The sequence below is a fragment of the Pseudorhodobacter sp. MZDSW-24AT genome (genome assembly GCF_002794355.1).
Classification (GTDB): Bacteria; Pseudomonadota; Alphaproteobacteria; order Rhodobacterales; family Rhodobacteraceae; genus Pseudotabrizicola.
Map to the genome: position 1 here is coordinate 166989 of NZ_PGOI01000008.1, position 17287 is coordinate 184275.

Below are 17287 nucleotides of genomic sequence, written 5' to 3' on the forward strand. Positions count from 1 at the left end.
GGGCTTGAACTTCAACCGTGCACGGAGAGTACATCATGGCCATCGAAAAAAACATTGCATCTGCCTCCATCGCCGAAGTCGTGGACCGCATTCTGGACAAGGGTGTCGTGATTGATGCCTTTGTCCGCATCTCGCTGGTGGGGATCGAATTGGTCGCAATTGAAATCCGGGCGGTTGTCGCCTCGGTTGAGACCTGGCTGAAATATGCTGAAGCGGTCGGCCTCACCTTGGACCCGACAACGGCCTGAGGTGCGCCCCTAGGGGTCGGGCGGGTCAGTCCGGGTGAGTGCGTGTGACAACAACTCGATCTCCCGCCCCAAAGGTCGATCGGTTTGCAGCGCCGGGCTAAGCGCACGCACCATCCGCCGCAGTCCTTGTGCAGAACGGCTAAAGCCAAGATCAGGATCAAAAAGATCGAGAATATCCATCGCTTGCACGACGGCTAACGCCAGAATGGCCTGTATTTGCGAAAGTGTTGTGAGCTTATCAGAAAGGTGACGCGCAGCAATGGTGCCCATCGACACCACATCCTGATTGGCACCATTGGTCGAGATGGAATGCACCGATGCGGGGCCAATGCTGCGCGCTTCCGCCAAAAGGGCTGTCGCGGTAACCTGCGCGCCCATCAAGCCGGAATTAAGCCCGCCCGCCCCGCGATGCAGAAATGCCGGAAGACCTTGGTTCAGCGCTTCGTCGGTCACGCGTGCCACTTGCCGTTCGGCCAGTCCCGCAAGGACCACGACCGCATTCGCAAGCGCGTCCGATGCGAGGCCGACATGCTGGCCCATGAAATTGCCACCGTGAAGCGCGAACGCTTCAGGTGCATCAGGAAAAATGGGATTATCTGTTGCGGAGAGCAGTTCAACCACCACAATTTCATCATGCCAGTGGGCCGTGTCCCGGACCGCACCAATGATTTGCGGTGCACAGCGCAGCGTATAGGCATCTTGCCCGGCAAGGCTTTCGGTGGCGGGCACAAGCCCCAGAAGGCGCCGATCGCAAAGGCGGCCGGCCTTTAGCCGTTTGCTGCCCTGCACTCTGGCGCGCAGGTCTTCCGCGATCGATTGCTGACCGGGATGCGGACGCACTTCGGAAAACACCGCATCCCATGCTTCAACCCGCGCAGACTGCACCTCGGCCAAAGCGGCTGTCAGCGTCACCGCCCAATCAATCGCGCGGTGCATGGCCAAAGCGTTGAGCACCGCAATGCCAGTCATCGCCGAGGTTCCGTTGACCAGTGCCAAACCGTCTCTCTGCGACAGATCAAGCGCTGGCAAGGCCATCTCGGCAAGCGCCGCTGTGGCTGGAACACGACGCTCATCCGGCAGCAGGAATTCCCCCTGGCCTTGGAAGCACAAAACCATATGTGCCAAAGGCGTCAGATCGCCCGATGCCCCTACTGTCCCCTTGCTGGGGATGACCGGAGCAAAACGCGCATTGAGCAAGGCAACCAGCGCGTTCACGGTTGGCAGGGATGCGCCGGAAACACCCTGCAAGATTGACATCAAACGCGCGAGCACGATGGCGCGCGCTTGGCGCCAGCTGAAATGTGGGCCGATCCCCGTCGCGAGGTGATTCACAAGATTTTGCTGCAGCATTGCGCCTTCGGCAGGATCCACCAACCGATTGGCCAACGGTCCGAAACCCGTCGTGATGCCATAGATATGCCGCTGCTCGGCAATGAGCCGAGCAAGACGCGCGTGCGCTGCGCCACACCTTTCTATTGCCGACGGAGTCAGTGCAATTTTGCTGACACCGTCAGCCACGTGCACCGCATCCGCAAGAGAAAGGTGGCGATCGACAAGAATGGTTTGGGCGATTAACTGACGAAGATGCATAGGCAGGTCCCTCATGAACGTCTGCGCAGGCTACCTCAGTCTTGGTTAACCAGGGTTTAAGCCTCAAAAGGGCGTTCGCTCCCCTGTTGCACTTTATGGGACCGGGCAAAGGGGCGGCTGCTGGACAAGCCGGACAAGGTCGAGCACCGGAGTGGCAAGGCTGAGGGAACCTTGTTTCAATTGAACCAGCGGCTCTTCTTGACCACCGGCAAGCGGAAGTGCTTCCAGACGCCACTCCGCAGTTTCGATGCTGAACACTTTTTCAACCAAAAAACCGACCTGTTCGCGTGTCTCACCGGTCAGCAGAACACGCGCCATGTCGGTTTCGCCGGGGGGGCGACCCAGCAAAGACACAAGATCGACCAGAGGGACAGACCAAGGCGCGCGTGCAAAATATCCCAGCACCCCAGTCTCCGGACGATGGCAAGGCACAAGATGGGAGGGAATGGGGATGATGCCCGTCACTTGTTCAAGAGGAATAGCGAAGGTGCGCCCGGCTTGCACCAACAAGTAACGGCTGCCCCCTTGTCGGCGGACGGCTTCGCGACCTTCGACGGCAACGGGATCGGAAGTCAGGCCCGCAATGGCTCTGATGCCCGGATCGTTGGTCAAATTTTCGACGGACAAGACAAACACTTGCCCTGCATCCTCACGCAAGATGACTTGGGTCAAGAACCCCGTTTTACGCGCGATCATCTTTGGCACCTCGGCATGGCGCCGCAAATCGATGCGCTGAATGTCAAGAATGCCGTCAACCGCGAGTCCGATCAGTCGCGCGTCGGGACAGCGCAGGATCACCACCTCGGAGGCAGCCCATCGGTCTCGCTGACCAAGGCCGAGCACATCGACCGTGTTCAGCACCGGCACCCTGCGCTGGTGATAGCTGATGGACCCCAGACAATAGCCCGAAGTCAGGGCGCCGGTATCAATGTTTTGGCGAGGCACGGTGCCGTAGACATCGCTCGCTTCAACGCAAAAGCGCGCCCCGCCAACCGTAAAGGTCAGCATCGGTGTCCGGCCATCCTCGACAGAACTGGGCTGGCTTTTCGGCGGCAGCGCGGCAGAGTAGACGCCCGGCAGGGCGAAGAGTTGGTCCACATCAAGGATCGAGACAGTCTTGCCATCTTCGATAAAGACCTGACGCACGCAAAGCGGCTGGTCCGAACGCATTCCTTCCGAAAGAATTTGTACCTTTTCGGGCGCCACCCGACTGATGCCCTGCACCTGATCGACGAGAAAGGCCATGTGCCGATCACCGAGACGCAAGACCACGGCAAAACTGGCGGGGTGTGATGGCGCAGGTAGGCCGCACAGAGCGCGCATGTCGATCACCGGGATCAACTGACCCCGCAGGTCAATCCCGCCACACAAAAACGAGGCTTGCAAAAGCAATGGCGATAAACCGTTGATCTGGCACACTTCTGATAGAGCGCCGATCGGCACGCCCACCCACACATCCTTTAATCGGCAAATACCAAGGCACAATTCGCCCGAAGGCGCGGGCTTGGCCTCCGTTCCCGGGATAAGCGGGACAGACTCAGGCATGAATGGCCTTTTGAATTTCGGTTACCAGATCGGCGACCTGTTCATGATGCTGTGTCTGGGTGTTGGAATGGGCCATCAACTGCTCCAGCCCACCCCCACTTTCCGCGAAGAGCAACTCTTGATCGCGCAAGAGGTGAACAACCGCCTCCGCCCCGGCCGTTCCTGCCTGAATCCGATCCATGGCCGCATCGATGTGTCGGCTGATACCGCGCGCGGCTTCGACGTTGCGCTCTGCAAGTTTGCGCACCTCATCGGCGACGATCGAGAAGCCGATGCCGTATTCCTTGGCGCGCGCGGCCTCGATCGCTGCGTTGAAGGCCAAGAGGTTGGTCTGCACGGCGATTTCGCTGATGACGGTGGCAATTTCAGACACCGAAGCGACCGAGGTCGTGGCGTTCTTGAACACATCGAGCGACTCCGACAAGGTCTTCACGCCGTCGTGGGTGAAGCCCAAGGCGCGGGTGGCAACGCCCCGCAGTTCTGATGCCTGTGCCTTGATAGAGTCGCTGATCCCGTTCGCGTCAGAAACATTCTGCAAGATGCGCTCGGCATTGGCATTGGCCAGAGTTTCAAGGCCCACCTGATCAGAGATGTCCACTGCGGTCTCCACCACTTTGATCACCTTGCCGTCAAGATCGACGACCGGCGCGTAACTGGCCTGCAGGTAGACATCGCGATCAAACCGACCGATGCGATGCACGCGCTCAATGAAAGGCTCGCCCTGCGCGCGGTTGATCCAGAATTCGCGATACTCACGCGACCGCACATAATCCGGCGGACAGAAAATGCTGTGATGCTGGCCGACAACCTCGCGCAGCGAATAGCCAAAGCACTTCAGAAAGGCGTCATTCGCAGTGAGCACATACCCTTGCGGGTCGAATTCCGCGACGGCCTGCACACTCAGCACTGCGGTCAGACGGGACTGCGCATCGAGTGCAGCGCGCCTTTGCGCTGTCACATCTTGGGCAAACTGCAGGATGAGCGGGGTCGACCCCTTTGACGAGGGGAGGAGCGTGTAACTCCCCGCGAGCCAGATGTCTTCGCCCGAGGCCGTGCGGCGCCGGAAGCCGCCGCGCTGCGGTTTGCCGCTGCGCACCTGATCAAGGACCTTGCGCGCTTCCTCTGTCTCGCTTGCTGAACTGTGGCACAGCATTTGATGAGACAGGCCGATCACCGCCTCTTCACTGTGGCCGAAGGCGTCCAGAAAGGCGCGGTTGGCGCGGAGGATCGTGCCATCAAGATCATATTCCACCATGATCTGGCACTGGTCGATCGCCCGGAGGCGGCCTTGCACTTCGGCCTGCTCCTGAACCTTGGCCGTGCTGTCCAGGAAAAATTGCACCACCTTCCAAAAGTTGCCATTTGGCGTGAAAAGCGGGCAGAAAATCGCGGTCAGCCAGATCGGCTGACCATCCATACGGCGCATCTCGTAGGTGTCTTCCAACGTGTCGCCGGCCTGCAACCTGTCCCAGAAATCGCGATACTTGGTCGATGTCTTGACATCATCCGTGCAGAAATCACGGTGTTCCTTGCCCACCGCATCGGCCATCGGGATCTTGAAGCACCGCTCAAACATCTTGTTGGCCTTCAGGATCTTGCCATTCTGATCATACTCGCAGCGTCCGATCAGCCGATCGGACGCGGTCAACAACGCGGTCGCATCGCGCAGACCTTCGTGCGTTTCGGTGACGTCTTCGCCAGTCTTCAACACCCGCACCACTTTTCCCGATGCATCGAAAATCGGCACGAACAACGCTTGAAACCAGATTGCGCGCTGCGCTTTGGTTTTTTGTGGCACAAGCAACTTGCGGGTCTGACCTGCGCGCAGATCTTGCCAAAGCGCGGCATAGGCACCGCTGCGGGCAAATTCACGATCACAAAAATTGCTGTCGTGCTGACCAACGCAGCTTTCGGCAGACAGGCCAAGCAATTCGGCCATCGGATCATTCACCGAAGCGATGTGACCCTCAAGATCATATTCGCAGGCTGGCAATCCCGCCCAAAATGCGGTGCTGCGCTCCATCGCCTGACGGGCCGAGAAATGGAACTGTGTGACATCCATCAAGGATTGGACGACGCAATTCACAAAGCCATCGTCATTCTTGATCGGCGTATAGGTGCACTGAAACCAAACCTCATTCTGGACGGCGGTGATGTGCTGGTGGCGCCCATCCAAGATCCGGCCCTGACGCAGCTTTTCCCAGAAATCAAAATAGGAATCCGCCTTTGTCATCGACTCGGGCCACAGCGTGTCATGGTTGCGGCCAATCAGCTCTTCGCCATAATCTTCCATCGCCGTCTGGGCGCGTTCGTTCATCGACAGGATGTTGCCGTCGATGTCATAGACGATCACCCCGACCGAAGCGCTTACAACCGCATCGAAATTGCCGGTGGCGGCAAGAGGCTGGGCGGGTGCGGCGCCCCCTTCCCGCAGCGTCAGGATAACGTGGCGCGCATCCTTGCTCGCGACGGCAACGATCACCCCCGCCATCGACAAGCCAAGCGCGCCCGAAATCTCCCCCGTCCAGCGTGCCACCTCTCCGGCAAGGATCATTTGCCAGCGGTCAGCCGCACCGATCCCGACACAGTCGGCAAAGCTGGGCTGCAAGGCCGTTGACAGATCGACCCCCAGCCTGACAAGCGAGGTTTCGTTAGCACTGACAAGGCAGGTGCTGGTGGCGTCGAACACCAGAATGACATCCTGCTCAAGAACACGTGCAGCGACCGGCCCCATCAATCGCGCCAGAAGATCGTGGGGCGTTTCGAAGTCTGCGCTTTTGGAGGGTGTTGTCATGGTCACGCTCGATTTGGGGTCTGTCGCGAGAATAGGCGCGGGCCGTTAACATCGCGTCACCAAACGCAAGGCGGCGCGCTCCCCTTTGCCGCAGCGGGCCTGTGTGATGACGGGCGGCTTCTGAAGCGTCAGACCTGCCTTTGCCTGTCCTGCGCCACAATCAAGGCACAGGGGCAGCACGGTCTGGGGCACGCCATCTTGGCGAAGCGCACTCCAAACGGCACGGTAATCGCCGCACAGTTCAGGCTGCACGCCACGCGCGGCGGCAAAGCTGTCGCCACAACCGGCCAACCTCGCTCCATTCGGCGCAGACGCCGCATCGGAGCCACCCAACCACGCCAGCCAAGGGCATTGACTTGGCCCTTGTTGGGATCATTCCAGCATTTCGGTGGCCAGCTTGAACTCGGTCAGCTCTTCTTCCAGCAAGATGTAGATGCTCGCCGGCGGGGTCTGCATCGCGCGGGCCGACAGGCGCAGATCGATCTCCATCTCGCTCAGGTAATCCAGCACCTCGCCCTGCCCGTGCTGAATGCTTTCCACCGCCACAAAGGCCGGGAGCAACGTGCTTTCGCCAAAGTAATGCTGATGCACCCCGACAAGCGCGTCGCGGCTGACCCGGCGCTCGGTGCCGGCGGCAAGGATATAGGGACAGGCCGAGAAACAGGCCGCGCCCGATTGCATCAACGTGGGCAGGCCCGCGCTGCGGATCGCGCGCCCAATCTCAAGCGCATCGGTGACCGAGCCGCCCGGACTGTGCAGGGCAATCTGCTCGGGCAAACTGGCGCGCTGGTCAAGATACTCGGCAAAACGCTGGCTGTCGCCGGGTTCAATCGCGCCCTCCAGCAGCAGGGTCTTGCGGCCCAAGGCTTCGGTCTCGGTGAATTGCAAACGCGCGGGCACCGAATCGCTGCGCGGAAAATCAGGGCCTGCCGGCACTTCGCTGGGCAGATCGCGCGGCGCATAACGCCGCGTCTGATCGCCCGGACGCACCGGGACGGCGGCCGGCGGCGCGGTCCCCGACCGGAACAGGCCGGGCAAGACCCGCTGAAAATCTCCCGCAACAATCAGCCCTGCCAAAAGGATCTGCACCCCCAGCATCGCCTGCAACACCCGCCCCGAGCGGGGCACCCGCCAGCCCGCCATTCAGCGTGCGCCGTGGATCAGCTGCGGCGGCGGCGCGCTTGGCAACTCTGTCGTGGCCTGTGACGCACCACCCGCTTCGGCGCTCGGCTCCGGTGCCTGTGGCCCATCCAGCGCGCGCAAGGCGGTGACAGCGGCACGGATCTCGGCCAGTGTCATGGTTTCTTCGGGCGCCGTGGTGCCGCGTTCCGACCGGATCGCGCCTTGCGCAACCATCATGATCAGCACCAGAACCGCCGGCAGCAGATCAATCGCGATGGCCCCTGCCCAAGAGGGCACGAAATCGCCCGCATAGCGCAGCACGGCATCGGCCGTCGAGATGGGGGCATAGGTGGTGTCATCCGGTGTGGGCATTGCCAGCACCTCATCCGCCGCCGCCTTCAGGGTGGTCGACCGCTGCGCCAGCAAAGTCAGCACCGCGTCAATCGTGCTGCGCTGGTCGCTGCGGATGCTGTCGGTCGATCCGTCCAGTTCCGGCACCACCACCGAGGCCGATAAATCCTGTGCCGCCCGTGCCACCAAAGGGGCCACCGAAAGCTGGCGCAGTTGCGCGATCAGCCCGGCAAGCCGCACCGACTCCTCGGCAAATTCAACCGAACGCTGCTCCACATCCCCGACCGAGGCGGTCAACGCGCGCATCCGGCTCAGGATCTGGTTGCCTTCCGCAAAGGCCGCATCCACCAACGGGCCTTGGGCGGCAATCTGCGCTTCCAGCCCCGCCAGCTCATCCGCTTTCTGCACCAGCACGCGGAACACCGCACCCCGCCCGGCGGTGCCTGACAGATTGCCGGTCGCCTCTTGGGCCGACAGGTCCTGAAAGCTCTGGCGGGTGCGCGCCACATCAAGGCCCAAGCCTTGAGCGGCCACCGTCACCCTGTGGGCCTGTTCCAACCCGACCTGATATTGCTGCACCGTCTTGGCCAAGTGCTGCTCTACCGCCGCCGATCCGGCCAAGGCTGCCGCGTTCAGCCAGCTCGACATCGCAATGATCGCCAAAGACCCCAAGGCCATCGACAGGAACAGCCCAAGACGCGATGCCGCCGAACGCATCGCGGGCAAAAGGCGGATCAAATAGCTCCAGAACACGAAGATCGCGACCGAAACCGCCAACGAATAGGCCACGGCGGCGAAAAAGCTCAAAGCGCCGCTGGTGTTCAAAAGCGATGACACGCCCAGATAGGTGTAAATCCCTGACGCCACCGACAAAACCCCCAAGGCCATCGGCGTGAAGGTTTCCAGTGCTTTCAGATGGCCTTCGATTTCACGCGCGGCATGCAGGCCGCGCGCTTCGGAACTGGTGGGGGGTGGCGTCATGCGACCGCGGCTCCTTGATACATGGCCGGAACCCGGCTGGCGGATGTCCGCAAGATAGGCGCGCTTGGCGCGCGCACCAAATGCCAACAGCGTGAACGGCTTGTCCGCCCCGGAACCGCGCCACGGCCTTGGCGTTGACATGTGAAACGCGGGCACAGGCCATTCCGGCCAGACGCCCGCCCCTGCTGAATGAAGGTATCCTATGTTGATCGATCGCTTCTGGAAAGAGATGGAGAGCGTCCACTCCGCCATGCTGGGCATAGGCGAGGCCCGCCACGTGCCGATGTCGCCTTACGCGCGGCAGAATGACGGCGCGATCTGGTTCATCACCGCACAAGGCACCGAGCTGGTCGAAGCGATCACGCGCGGCGCCTCCGAGGGCTCCCTCATCGTCACCGGAGAAAGCAATATCCATGCCCGCATCGAAGGGACCGCCAGCATCGTGCAAGACCGCGCCAAGCTGGAAGAGCTTTGGAACCCCGTTGCCAGCAGCTGGTTCGACGGCATCGACGACCCCGACATCCGCCTGATCCGGCTGGTGCCCGCCGAGGCCGAAATCTGGCTGACCTCGGGCGGTCTGGGCTTTGCCTTCGAATTGGTGAAATCCAAACTCACCGGCAAGCAACCGGATGTGGGCGAACATTTCAGCCTGACGTTCTAAGGCAAAAGGCCACGCGGGCATTTAAACCGCTCCCCCAAGCTGCAAACACCCCCGAACCTGTCGGTTCGGGGGTGTTTTGCGTTTTATGGCGGGGGCTGCGCTGCCAAGCCATGCCTCATGCCGCGATCTCGCGCGGCTCTTCCTCCACGCGTGGCTCGCGCCCGGCGCGCACCTCAACACAGATCGCGCCGCCTTCGGTCAGCCGACGCACGGTGTAGCCGCGCCCTGCCCGCTCCACCCGGGTCTCGCCCGCGCCCCTCAGATCTGCGATGCGACCTTGGCGCAGGGCAAGCAAGGCGCGCGTCAGGCGGTATTTGCGGCCCGCGAAATCTTCTGCCGCCTCCAGTGCCATCAGCCCCGTCGGATCAACGGCGGCACGGTTGTCTGGATCGGTCAGGCAGAACGACGCGCCCTCACAGCCACGGTAAAAGTCGGGCACACCGCGCGACAGGGTCTTGAGCGCCACTTGCACCAAAGCCAGCACCTCGCCCCGGTCGATCAAGGCGGCCGCCGCTTCGGGCAGATCTGCCTGCCACGCCGCCGCCAGATCATGGGCCAGTGCCAGCGCGGGCGCTTCCGCGCGCTCATCGGGGTATCCGGGCACCGAAATCTCCTTGGCCTCGCGGATCGCCTTTTGCAGATAGGCCGCCACCCTGTCCGGCAAATCCGGCGCCTCTGTCGCAGGGTGCCACGCCGCAAGCAGGCTGTGCATCAGCGCCCATACCTCATCGCGCCGCACCCCTGCGGCCAAGGCCTCCTGCACACGCGGCAAAGCACATGTCTCGCGCCACAAAACCTGCACCGCATCCGGGAGGTGCGCGCAAGCCACAAGCCGCATCCGCGCATCTTCGCTGCGCTTCGTGTCATGCGTCGAGGTCAGCACCATGGCGCCGGGAGCCAAGCGGGCCGAAGCGGCGGCAAAAGCATCCCCCGAAAGCGTGGCGGCATCGGGCGACGCTCCCACCTCGCAAGCAGCGGGATAGGGCAAAAAGCGATAAAGCGCCGTGTCTTCGGCAGATTTCGCCAAGACCGCGCCGCTCGTCTGCTGGAACAGATCGCGGAACGCCGCTTCCTCGGGCGTCTGTGCCTTGGCCACCGCCTCGATCAGGCGCAACGCCGTCAACGGCGGGCGCAGCGTGGCTGTCACATGGGCACGCATCTCCGCCAGCGCCTCTTCGGCGAAGGCGGCCGATTGATGCGGCTCTCCAAAATAGGTCCGATAGACCGGCATCCCTTCCAGCATTCCAATCACCGATTGCCGCAAGGTCTCGGGACCCGGATCATATTCCGGGTCCTGCGCCAGCGCGCGGCGGCCCAGATCGACCAGCCGCAGCACCTCGGCCGCCAGATCATGGCGCAAGATCTCGCGCTTCGCCGCCGTCAGCGTCGAGGCATAGTCCGGGCTGCGCTCGACCGCCTCGCACCAAAGCTTGGTCACCTCGCTCAGACCGTCCGGCGGTGTCAGCACCCGGGCGATGTCGCGCCCGTGCTCATAGCCGGTGGTGCCTTCCACCGGCCACTGCGGCAAAGGCTCCTCCCCAACAAGGATCTTCTCCACCCAGATCGGCACCTCTGGCCCCACCTTGTCGCGCAACCGCGCCAGATAGGCGCCGGGCGCGCGCAGCCCGTCGACATGGTCGATGCGCAGCCCCTGCACATCGCCACTGGCCACCAGATCCAGAATCAGACGGTGCATGTCATCAAACACCTCGGGCTGATCCACCCGCATGCTGATCAATTCGGTGATGTTGAAAAAGCGCCGATGCGTGATGCTGTCGGTGCCTGCCTGCCAATCGGCCAACTGCCAGCTTTGCCGCGCCAGCACCTCCTCCAGCGGGCCCTCCGTCTCACCCTGCAACGGCAGCCGCAAATCGCCCACCTCCAGCACCTTGCCCAAAACGGCGTCTTGCGCCACCTGCAGCGCGCCTTCCGCCAGCAGCGCCTGCACGGGGCGCGGCAACCACGGCAACACCAAGGGACCTGCCGACCAGTCAATATCGAAATGTGACGCGTAGCGGCTGGCCTGCCCATGGCGCAGCACATCCAGCAGCCACGGATTTTCCAGCGAGAACGCCGTATGGTTCGGCACAATATCCAGAATCAGGCCCAAACCCCGCGCCCGTGCCTCCGATGCCAGCGCGCGCAAGCCTTCGATGCCCCCCAACGCCGGATCAACCTCGTCCGGGTTGGTCACGTCATACCCATGGGTAGAGCCCGTGGTCGCGGTGAACACCGGCGACAAATACACATGGCTCACCCCCAGCCGCGCGATCGCGTCCAGATCCGCAATCACCCGGGGGAAATCCACGCCGTTGCGCAGTTGCAGGCGATAGGTGGCAATCGGCAACATCAGAAACATTCCTTGAGTTCGGGGGGCAAGCGCATGGGTTTGGGCGGGGCGGGCCCGGATCACGCCAAGCCCTTGCAAAGTCATCCCGAACAAAACCCGTCAGCGCCCAACAGGTTCCCCCCTTTGCGCGCGCGCGCGGCACCGCTAGACTGCCTGCATGACCACCCGTCCCGCCAAACATTCGCTCACCCTCCACGGCCACCGCACCAGCGTCTCGCTGGAGCCCAGCTTCTGGGAGGCCTTCCGCGCCATCGCCGCCGAGCAAGGGGAAACGGTCAACGCCCTTGCCGCCCGCATCGACGCGGGCCGGACGGGCGATGAAGGGCTCGCCTCGGCCATCCGGGTCTTTGTCTTGCGGCATTATCGCGGCAAATAGCCCATTCACACACTGGAAGCGCGCCGCCGCTTGGGGTATGGGCAAGGCAGAGTGCACCATCAGGGAGAGCCCCATGAAAGCCGCTGTCATCACCTTCCCCGGATCGAACTGCGACCGGGATCTGGCATCGGCCTTCGCACAGGCGGGCTTTCAGGTCACCCGGGTCTGGCACAAAGACACCGAACTGCCGCCCGGCGTGGATGTGGTCGGTGTGCCGGGGGGCTTTTCCTTTGGCGATTACCTGCGCTGCGGCGCAATTGCCGCGCAATCCCCCATCGCCGCGGCCGTCAAATCCCATGCCACACGCGGCGGGTTTGTCCTTGGCATCTGCAACGGCTTTCAGGTGCTCACCGAAATGGGCCTGCTGCCGGGGGTGCTGATGCGCAATGCCGGGCTGAAATTCGCCTGCAAGCGGGTGGCTTTGCGCGTGGCCACCACGGAAAGCGCCTATACCGCCACCTACGGACGCGGGCAGGAAATCCTGATTCCGATCGCGCATCATGATGGCAATTACACGATCGATGCCGAAGGCTTGGCCCGGCTGCAAGGCGAAGACCGCATCGCGTTCACCTATGAACAGAACCCCAACGGCTCGATGGCCGACATCGCGGGGGTGCTGTCCGACAACCGCCGCGTGCTGGGCATGATGCCCCACCCCGAGCGCGCCTGTGAGCCGGTTCACGGCGGCACCGATGGCGCGGGAATGTTCAAGTCGCTGATGGGCGGGATGGCGCTTGCCTGACCGCCCCCGGCTTGAGGCAGGCCCGACCTGCGCCTAGAGTCGCGCGCATGACGGACACTCGGCTTCCCACAGACCAGACCGATGATGCGCAGGGCGTTTCCTGGCGCGTCAAACTGGTCGTGACCTTGATGATCGTGCTGGCGATCGGGGTCGTGCTTGTCACCAACCGCTGGCTGACAGAGCGTTTCTCGGAAACCACCCGCAACCGGGCCGATCTGCGTCTGGCCCTGTATTCCGGGAATATGATCTCGGAACTGCAACGCACCTCTGTGGTGCCGCTGTTGCTGGCCACCGACCCCGCCTTTGGCGAGGCGCTGCGGCAAGGCAATTTCTCGCAAACCTCGCAGCGGCTGATCAAGGTGCAGTCCGAAATCGGCGTCGCCTCGATCATGATCATGGACCGCGATGGCCGCGTGGTGGGGGCAACCAATCGCAATCTTTTGGGCACGCTCTATCGCACCGAAAGTTTTTACGTCGATGCGCTGCGCGCCAAGGACACCATCTTCACCGCCGCCCGGCGCGGCACGGCGGGCTTTGATTTCACCTATTCGCGCGCCATCGTGATGGATGGCCGCCCGGTGGGGGTGATCGCCGTTGCCGTCGATCTGATGAAATACGAACGCGCTTGGGCCGGGTTTCAGGACGCCGTTCTGGTCACCGACAGCGAAGGCACCGTGATTCTGGCCACCGAACCGCGCTGGCGCGGCTTGCCCTTGGCCGAGGCACTGGCTGTGCGCGAAGAGCGCTCGGCCTTGGGCCGCGCGCTGCAAGCCACCGCCGACTGGGCGCAGAACCCGCCCGATGCCTATCTTTCCGGTCAGGCCGTCATGAAAACCGAGGCGCGGGTGCCTTTCCGGGGGTGGCGCATGGTCACCTTCACCGCCTACGATTCCGTGCGGGAACGGGTGAACGGCGTGCTTGCGCTGGAAATCATGGGCTTTGCCATCCTTCTGGCGCTCACCTTCTACGCCCTGTCGCGCAAGGCATGGTCCCAAAGCATGAGCTTCCGGCGCGAGTCGGCGGAACTGCGGCTGCTGAACGCCCGCCTGCAACGCGAGATTGCCGAGCGCGAAAAGGTGCAAAAAGACCTCGCCGTGGCCGAGCTGACGCTGGCGCAATCGTCCAAACTCGCCGCCTTGGGCGAGATGTCGGCCGCCGTCAGCCATGAGTTGAACCAGCCGCTGGCCGCGATGAAGACCTATCTGGCGGGCGCGCGCCTCTTGCTGCAACGCCGCCGCCCCGAAGAGGCCTTGTCCTCGTTCCAGCGCATCGACGATTTGATCGAGCGGATGGGCGCGATCACCCGGCAGCTGAAATCCTATGCCCGCAAGGGCGGTGAAGCCTTTGAACCGGTCGACATGCGCCAAGCGCTCAGCTCTGCGCTGTCGATGATGGAACCCCAGCTCAAGGCACGGGTGGTCAAGATCACCCGCACCCTGCCCCGCCAACCGGTGATGGTGCTGGCCGACCGCATCCGGCTGGAACAGGTCATCATCAACCTTCTGCGCAACGCGCTGGATGCCACCAAGGACCGGCAAGGTCCGCAGATCGACCTGATCCTCAGCCAAGGCGACACTGCCTTGCTGATGGTGCGGGACAATGGCCACGGGATCGCCGATCTCGAAAATCTTTTCGAGCCCTTCTACACCACCAAGAAACCCGGCGAAGGGGTGGGGCTTGGCCTCGCCATTTCCTCGGGCATCGTGGGGGATCTGGGGGGCCGTCTGACCGCGCGCAATGCCGAAGGCGGTGGCGCGGTGTTTGAAATGCAATTGCCCTTGATCGGGCCCATGAAAGAGCAGGAAGCTGCGGAATGAGGTTTTCATGTCGCGCACAATGAAAGTGGCCATCGTCGATGACGAAGCCGATATGCGTCAATCGATCAGCCAATGGCTCGCGCTGTCTGGCTTTGACACCGAAACCTATGCCAGCGCCGAAGACGCGCTCAAGGGCATCAGCGCCGATTTTGCAGGCGTCGTCGTCAGCGACATCAAGATGCCCGGCATGGATGGCATGGCCTTCCTCAAACGTCTGATGAGCATGGATTCCGGTCTGCCCGTCATCATGATCACTGGCCACGGCGATGTGCCGATGGCGGTCGAGGCGATGCGCGTCGGGGCCTATGATTTTCTGGAAAAGCCGTTCAACCCCGACCGGATGACCGAACTGGCCAAGCGCGCCACCCAAGCGCGCCGCCTCACGCTCGACAACCGCGCGCTGCGCCGCGAATTGTCGGACGGGTCCGTGCTGATGAAAAAGCTGATCGGTGCCAGCCCGGTGATGGAGCGCCTGCGCGAGGATATCCTTGATCTTGGTCAAGCCGACAGCCATGTGCTGATCGACGGCGAAACCGGCACCGGCAAAACGCTGGTCGCCCACGCGCTTCATGCCGTGGGTCCGCGCGCCACCAAGAAATTCGTCACCATCTCTTGCGCCGCATGGTCGGAAGACCAGCTTTCCGCCAAACTTTTCGGACCGGCCGAGGATGGCACGATCCCGCTGGTGGAAGAGGCGCGCGGTGGCACGCTTTGCCTTGAGGATGTCGAGGCGCTCAGCCAGTCGCTGCAAGCCCGGCTTCTGACGCTGATCAACGATCAGGGCACCCCGCCGGAAACCCGGATCATCGCCATCTGCAACGAACACGCGCCCGACAAGACGCTGGAAGATGCCCTGCGCGCCGATCTTTATTACCGCCTTGGCGCCATGACGATCCTTTGCCCACCCCTGCGCTCGCGCGGGGAAGACATCCTGACGCTGTTCACCCGGATGTCGGAACAATTCGCCGAAGAATATGGCTGCGAGGCCCCGCAAGTCACCGCGCAAGAGGCAGCGCAGCTTCTGCAAGCCCCTTGGCCCGGCAACGTGCGCCAGCTGGTCAACATCGCCGAACGGGCGGTCTTGCAAAACCGGCGCGGCTCGGGCTCCATCGCCAGCCTGCTGATGGCCGATAACGAAGCCTCGGGCCCCGCGATGACGACCGAAGGCAAGCCGCTTAAGGAATATGTCGAAAGCTTTGAAAAAATGCTGATCGACAACACCATGCGCCGCCACAAGGGCAGCATCGTCGCCGTGATGGACGAACTTTGCCTGCCGCGCCGCACCCTGAACGAAAAGATGGCGAAATACGGTCTCCAGCGGCAGGATTACACCTGACCCTGTCGCATGCCTGTTACAGGCGCGGGGGTAATCACGACGGGCATTCATCGAAAGGTCCCGCCCGTGACGACCCCCGTGCAAACCCTTGTGCCAGACTGGCTTCAGGCCGAACTCGCCGACAGCTTCGACGAAGATTTCGAGCTAGAACTGGAAGATGCCCAGCTTTCGCTGGAAATCGCGCGGATCTACAAGCAAAAGCACCCCGACACGATCGACCGCCACCGTTATTTCCACGCGCTGATCCGCCTGCAATCCGAGCTGATCAAGCTGCAGGATTGGGTGCAGTATCACAAGAAAAAGGTGGTGGTGCTCTTCGAAGGCCGCGACAGCGCGGGCAAGGGCGGCGTGATCAAGCGCATCAGCCAGCGGCTCAACCCGCGCGTGGTGCGCACCGTGGCCCTGCCCGCGCCTTCTGACCGCGAAAAATCGCAGTGGTATTTCCAACGCTACGTGCCCCACTTGCCTGCGGGCGGCGAAATCGTGCTGTTCGACCGCAGCTGGTACAACCGCGCCGGGGTCGAGCGGGTCATGGGCTTTGCCACCGAGGATCAGGTCGAGCAATTCTTCCGCGACGTGCCTGAATTTGAACGCATGCTGGTCCGTTCCGGCATCACCGTGATCAAATACTGGTTTTCCATCACCGATGAAGAACAGCAGATGCGCTTTTTGATGCGCATTCACGACCCGATGAAGCAATGGAAACTCTCTCCCATGGATCTGCAAAGCCGGGTGCGCTGGGAGCAATATACCAAGGCCAAGGAAGAGATGATGGCCCGCACCAACATCCCCGAAGCGCCGTGGTATATCGTTGAAGGCAACGATAAAAAGCGCGCGCGGCTGAACTGCATCGATCATCTTTTGGGCCTGATCCCCTATGAACCCGTCCCGCATGAAGAGGTTCATCTGCCCCAGCGCGTCTTCAATCCCGATTACGAGCGCGCCGCCCTGCCGCCCGAGCTTTACGTCCCCTCCCGCTACTGACGCCCGAACACTGCCCTTTTGACAGGCAGCGCAAGGACGCGCGCCGCGCGCCAATGGCACAAATTGCCCATTGCTCTTGCGCGCGCTTTGCCGCTAGGGTTAGCAGGCATAAGCAGACTTATGCACAGAATTCTCTGCAAGCCATGGCCGATGCGATGAAACGCGACGTGCGGGCAAGCAGCCGGATCGGCCGCAAGGCTGTTGTCATTGCCCGCAAGTCCTTGGATGAACGGGCTTTTTTAAGGTGGGGGGCCTAGCCGCCCCTCAGACGTGAACCGCGATGATGCGCGCGACGAAAAGGATGAACGGCGTGGGGTGCCCAATGGGCATTCCGCCGTCATGCCTGACGCGCGCCCCCGCCCGAACAAGCCGCCTCTCTCCGTATCAATG

13 protein-coding genes are annotated in these 17287 nt (G+C 62.4%); 7 read left to right on the forward strand and 6 right to left on the reverse strand.

Features of this window, described 5'->3' with window-relative positions:
* The first annotated feature begins 35 nt into the window (after positions 1–35).
* Positions 36–248: a gas vesicle structural protein GvpA gene (gvpA, locus tag CUR21_RS10445; protein ID WP_100196984.1), complete on the forward strand. Its 213-nt coding sequence runs from the start codon at positions 36–38 to the stop codon at positions 246–248.
* A gap of 9 nt (positions 249–257) precedes the next feature.
* Here gvpA and hutH read toward each other — a convergent pair whose 3' ends face one another.
* The 5 genes from hutH to CUR21_RS10475 form a co-directional block, all read right to left on the reverse strand.
* Positions 258–1838 (reverse strand): histidine ammonia-lyase, encoded by a 1581-nt coding sequence (hutH, locus tag CUR21_RS10450; protein WP_100196985.1) that lies wholly within the window; start codon positions 1836–1838, stop codon positions 258–260.
* A gap of 93 nt (positions 1839–1931) precedes the next feature.
* On the reverse strand, positions 1932–3383 hold the full coding sequence (locus CUR21_RS10455) for a chemotaxis protein CheW (RefSeq protein WP_100196986.1): 1452 nt from the start codon (positions 3381–3383) through the stop codon (positions 1932–1934).
* Positions 3376–6177 carry a PAS domain-containing methyl-accepting chemotaxis protein gene (locus CUR21_RS18895; RefSeq protein WP_100196987.1) on the reverse strand — a complete coding sequence of 934 codons (2802 nt, stop codon included), beginning with the start codon at positions 6175–6177 and terminating at the stop codon, positions 3376–3378. The genes CUR21_RS10455 and CUR21_RS18895 overlap by 8 nt, the downstream gene beginning before the upstream one ends.
* 372 nt (positions 6178–6549) lie before the next feature.
* Complete coding sequence (locus CUR21_RS10470; RefSeq protein WP_100196989.1) at positions 6550–7320, reverse strand: hypothetical protein; 771 nt, start codon at positions 7318–7320, stop codon at positions 6550–6552.
* Positions 7321–8631: a hypothetical protein gene (locus tag CUR21_RS10475; RefSeq protein ID WP_232622756.1), complete on the reverse strand. Its 1311-nt coding sequence runs from the start codon at positions 8629–8631 to the stop codon at positions 7321–7323.
* Positions 8632–8833: 202 nt separating this feature from the next.
* Here CUR21_RS10475 and CUR21_RS10480 point away from each other — a divergent pair, with 202 nt between their 5' ends.
* Positions 8834–9292, forward strand: a complete 459-nt coding sequence (locus CUR21_RS10480; protein ID WP_100196990.1) for a pyridoxamine 5'-phosphate oxidase family protein — start codon at positions 8834–8836, stop codon at positions 9290–9292.
* 115 nt (positions 9293–9407) lie between these two features.
* Here CUR21_RS10480 and treY read toward each other — a convergent pair whose 3' ends face one another.
* Positions 9408–11642 (reverse strand): malto-oligosyltrehalose synthase, encoded by a 2235-nt coding sequence (gene treY, locus CUR21_RS10485; RefSeq protein WP_157791993.1) that lies wholly within the window; start codon positions 11640–11642, stop codon positions 9408–9410.
* Positions 11643–11799: 157 nt separating this feature from the next.
* Here treY and CUR21_RS10490 point away from each other — a divergent pair, with 157 nt between their 5' ends.
* The 5 genes from CUR21_RS10490 (at position 11800) to ppk2 (ending at position 16897) form a co-directional block, all read left to right on the forward strand.
* Entirely contained in the window at positions 11800–12018 is a 219-nt protein-coding gene (locus tag CUR21_RS10490) for a ribbon-helix-helix domain-containing protein (protein ID WP_100196992.1), read from the forward strand.
* 73 nt (positions 12019–12091) lie between these two features.
* Positions 12092–12760, forward strand: coding sequence for a phosphoribosylformylglycinamidine synthase subunit PurQ (gene purQ, locus CUR21_RS10495; RefSeq protein ID WP_100196993.1), 669 nt, complete (start codon positions 12092–12094; stop codon positions 12758–12760).
* A gap of 47 nt (positions 12761–12807) precedes the next feature.
* Positions 12808–14577, forward strand: a complete 1770-nt coding sequence (locus CUR21_RS10500; RefSeq protein WP_100196994.1) for an ATP-binding protein — start codon at positions 12808–12810, stop codon at positions 14575–14577.
* A gap of 7 nt (positions 14578–14584) precedes the next feature.
* Positions 14585–15913, forward strand: coding sequence for a sigma-54 dependent transcriptional regulator (locus CUR21_RS10505; protein ID WP_100196995.1), 1329 nt, complete (start codon positions 14585–14587; stop codon positions 15911–15913).
* A 66-nt stretch (positions 15914–15979) separates the two neighbouring features.
* The gene (gene ppk2, locus CUR21_RS10510; protein ID WP_369802518.1) at positions 15980–16897 is read left to right on the forward strand and encodes a polyphosphate kinase 2; all 918 of its coding nucleotides are present in this window, start codon (positions 15980–15982) and stop codon (positions 16895–16897) included.
* The last annotated feature ends 390 nt before the right edge of the window (positions 16898–17287 follow it).

Excerpts from the sequence above, each read along its gene's own strand:
- gvpA (WP_100196984.1), top strand. The coding sequence starts at position 36 with ATGGCCATCGAAAAAAACATTGCATCTGCCTCCATCGCCGAAGTCGTG.
- hutH (WP_100196985.1), bottom strand. The coding sequence starts at position 1,838 with ATGCATCTTCGTCAGTTAATCGCCCAAACCATTCTTGTCGATCGCCAC.
- CUR21_RS10455 (WP_100196986.1), bottom strand. The coding sequence starts at position 3,383 with ATGCCTGAGTCTGTCCCGCTTATCCCGGGAACGGAGGCCAAGCCCGCG.
- CUR21_RS18895 (WP_100196987.1), bottom strand. The coding sequence starts at position 6,177 with ATGACAACACCCTCCAAAAGCGCAGACTTCGAAACGCCCCACGATCTT.
- CUR21_RS10470 (WP_100196989.1), bottom strand. The coding sequence starts at position 7,320 with ATGGCGGGCTGGCGGGTGCCCCGCTCGGGGCGGGTGTTGCAGGCGATG.
- CUR21_RS10475 (WP_232622756.1), bottom strand. The coding sequence starts at position 8,631 with ATGACGCCACCCCCCACCAGTTCCGAAGCGCGCGGCCTGCATGCCGCG.
- CUR21_RS10480 (WP_100196990.1), top strand. The coding sequence starts at position 8,834 with ATGTTGATCGATCGCTTCTGGAAAGAGATGGAGAGCGTCCACTCCGCC.
- treY (WP_157791993.1), bottom strand. The coding sequence starts at position 11,642 with ATGTTGCCGATTGCCACCTATCGCCTGCAACTGCGCAACGGCGTGGAT.
- CUR21_RS10490 (WP_100196992.1), top strand. The coding sequence starts at position 11,800 with ATGACCACCCGTCCCGCCAAACATTCGCTCACCCTCCACGGCCACCGC.
- purQ (WP_100196993.1), top strand. The coding sequence starts at position 12,092 with ATGAAAGCCGCTGTCATCACCTTCCCCGGATCGAACTGCGACCGGGAT.
- CUR21_RS10500 (WP_100196994.1), top strand. The coding sequence starts at position 12,808 with ATGACGGACACTCGGCTTCCCACAGACCAGACCGATGATGCGCAGGGC.
- CUR21_RS10505 (WP_100196995.1), top strand. The coding sequence starts at position 14,585 with ATGTCGCGCACAATGAAAGTGGCCATCGTCGATGACGAAGCCGATATG.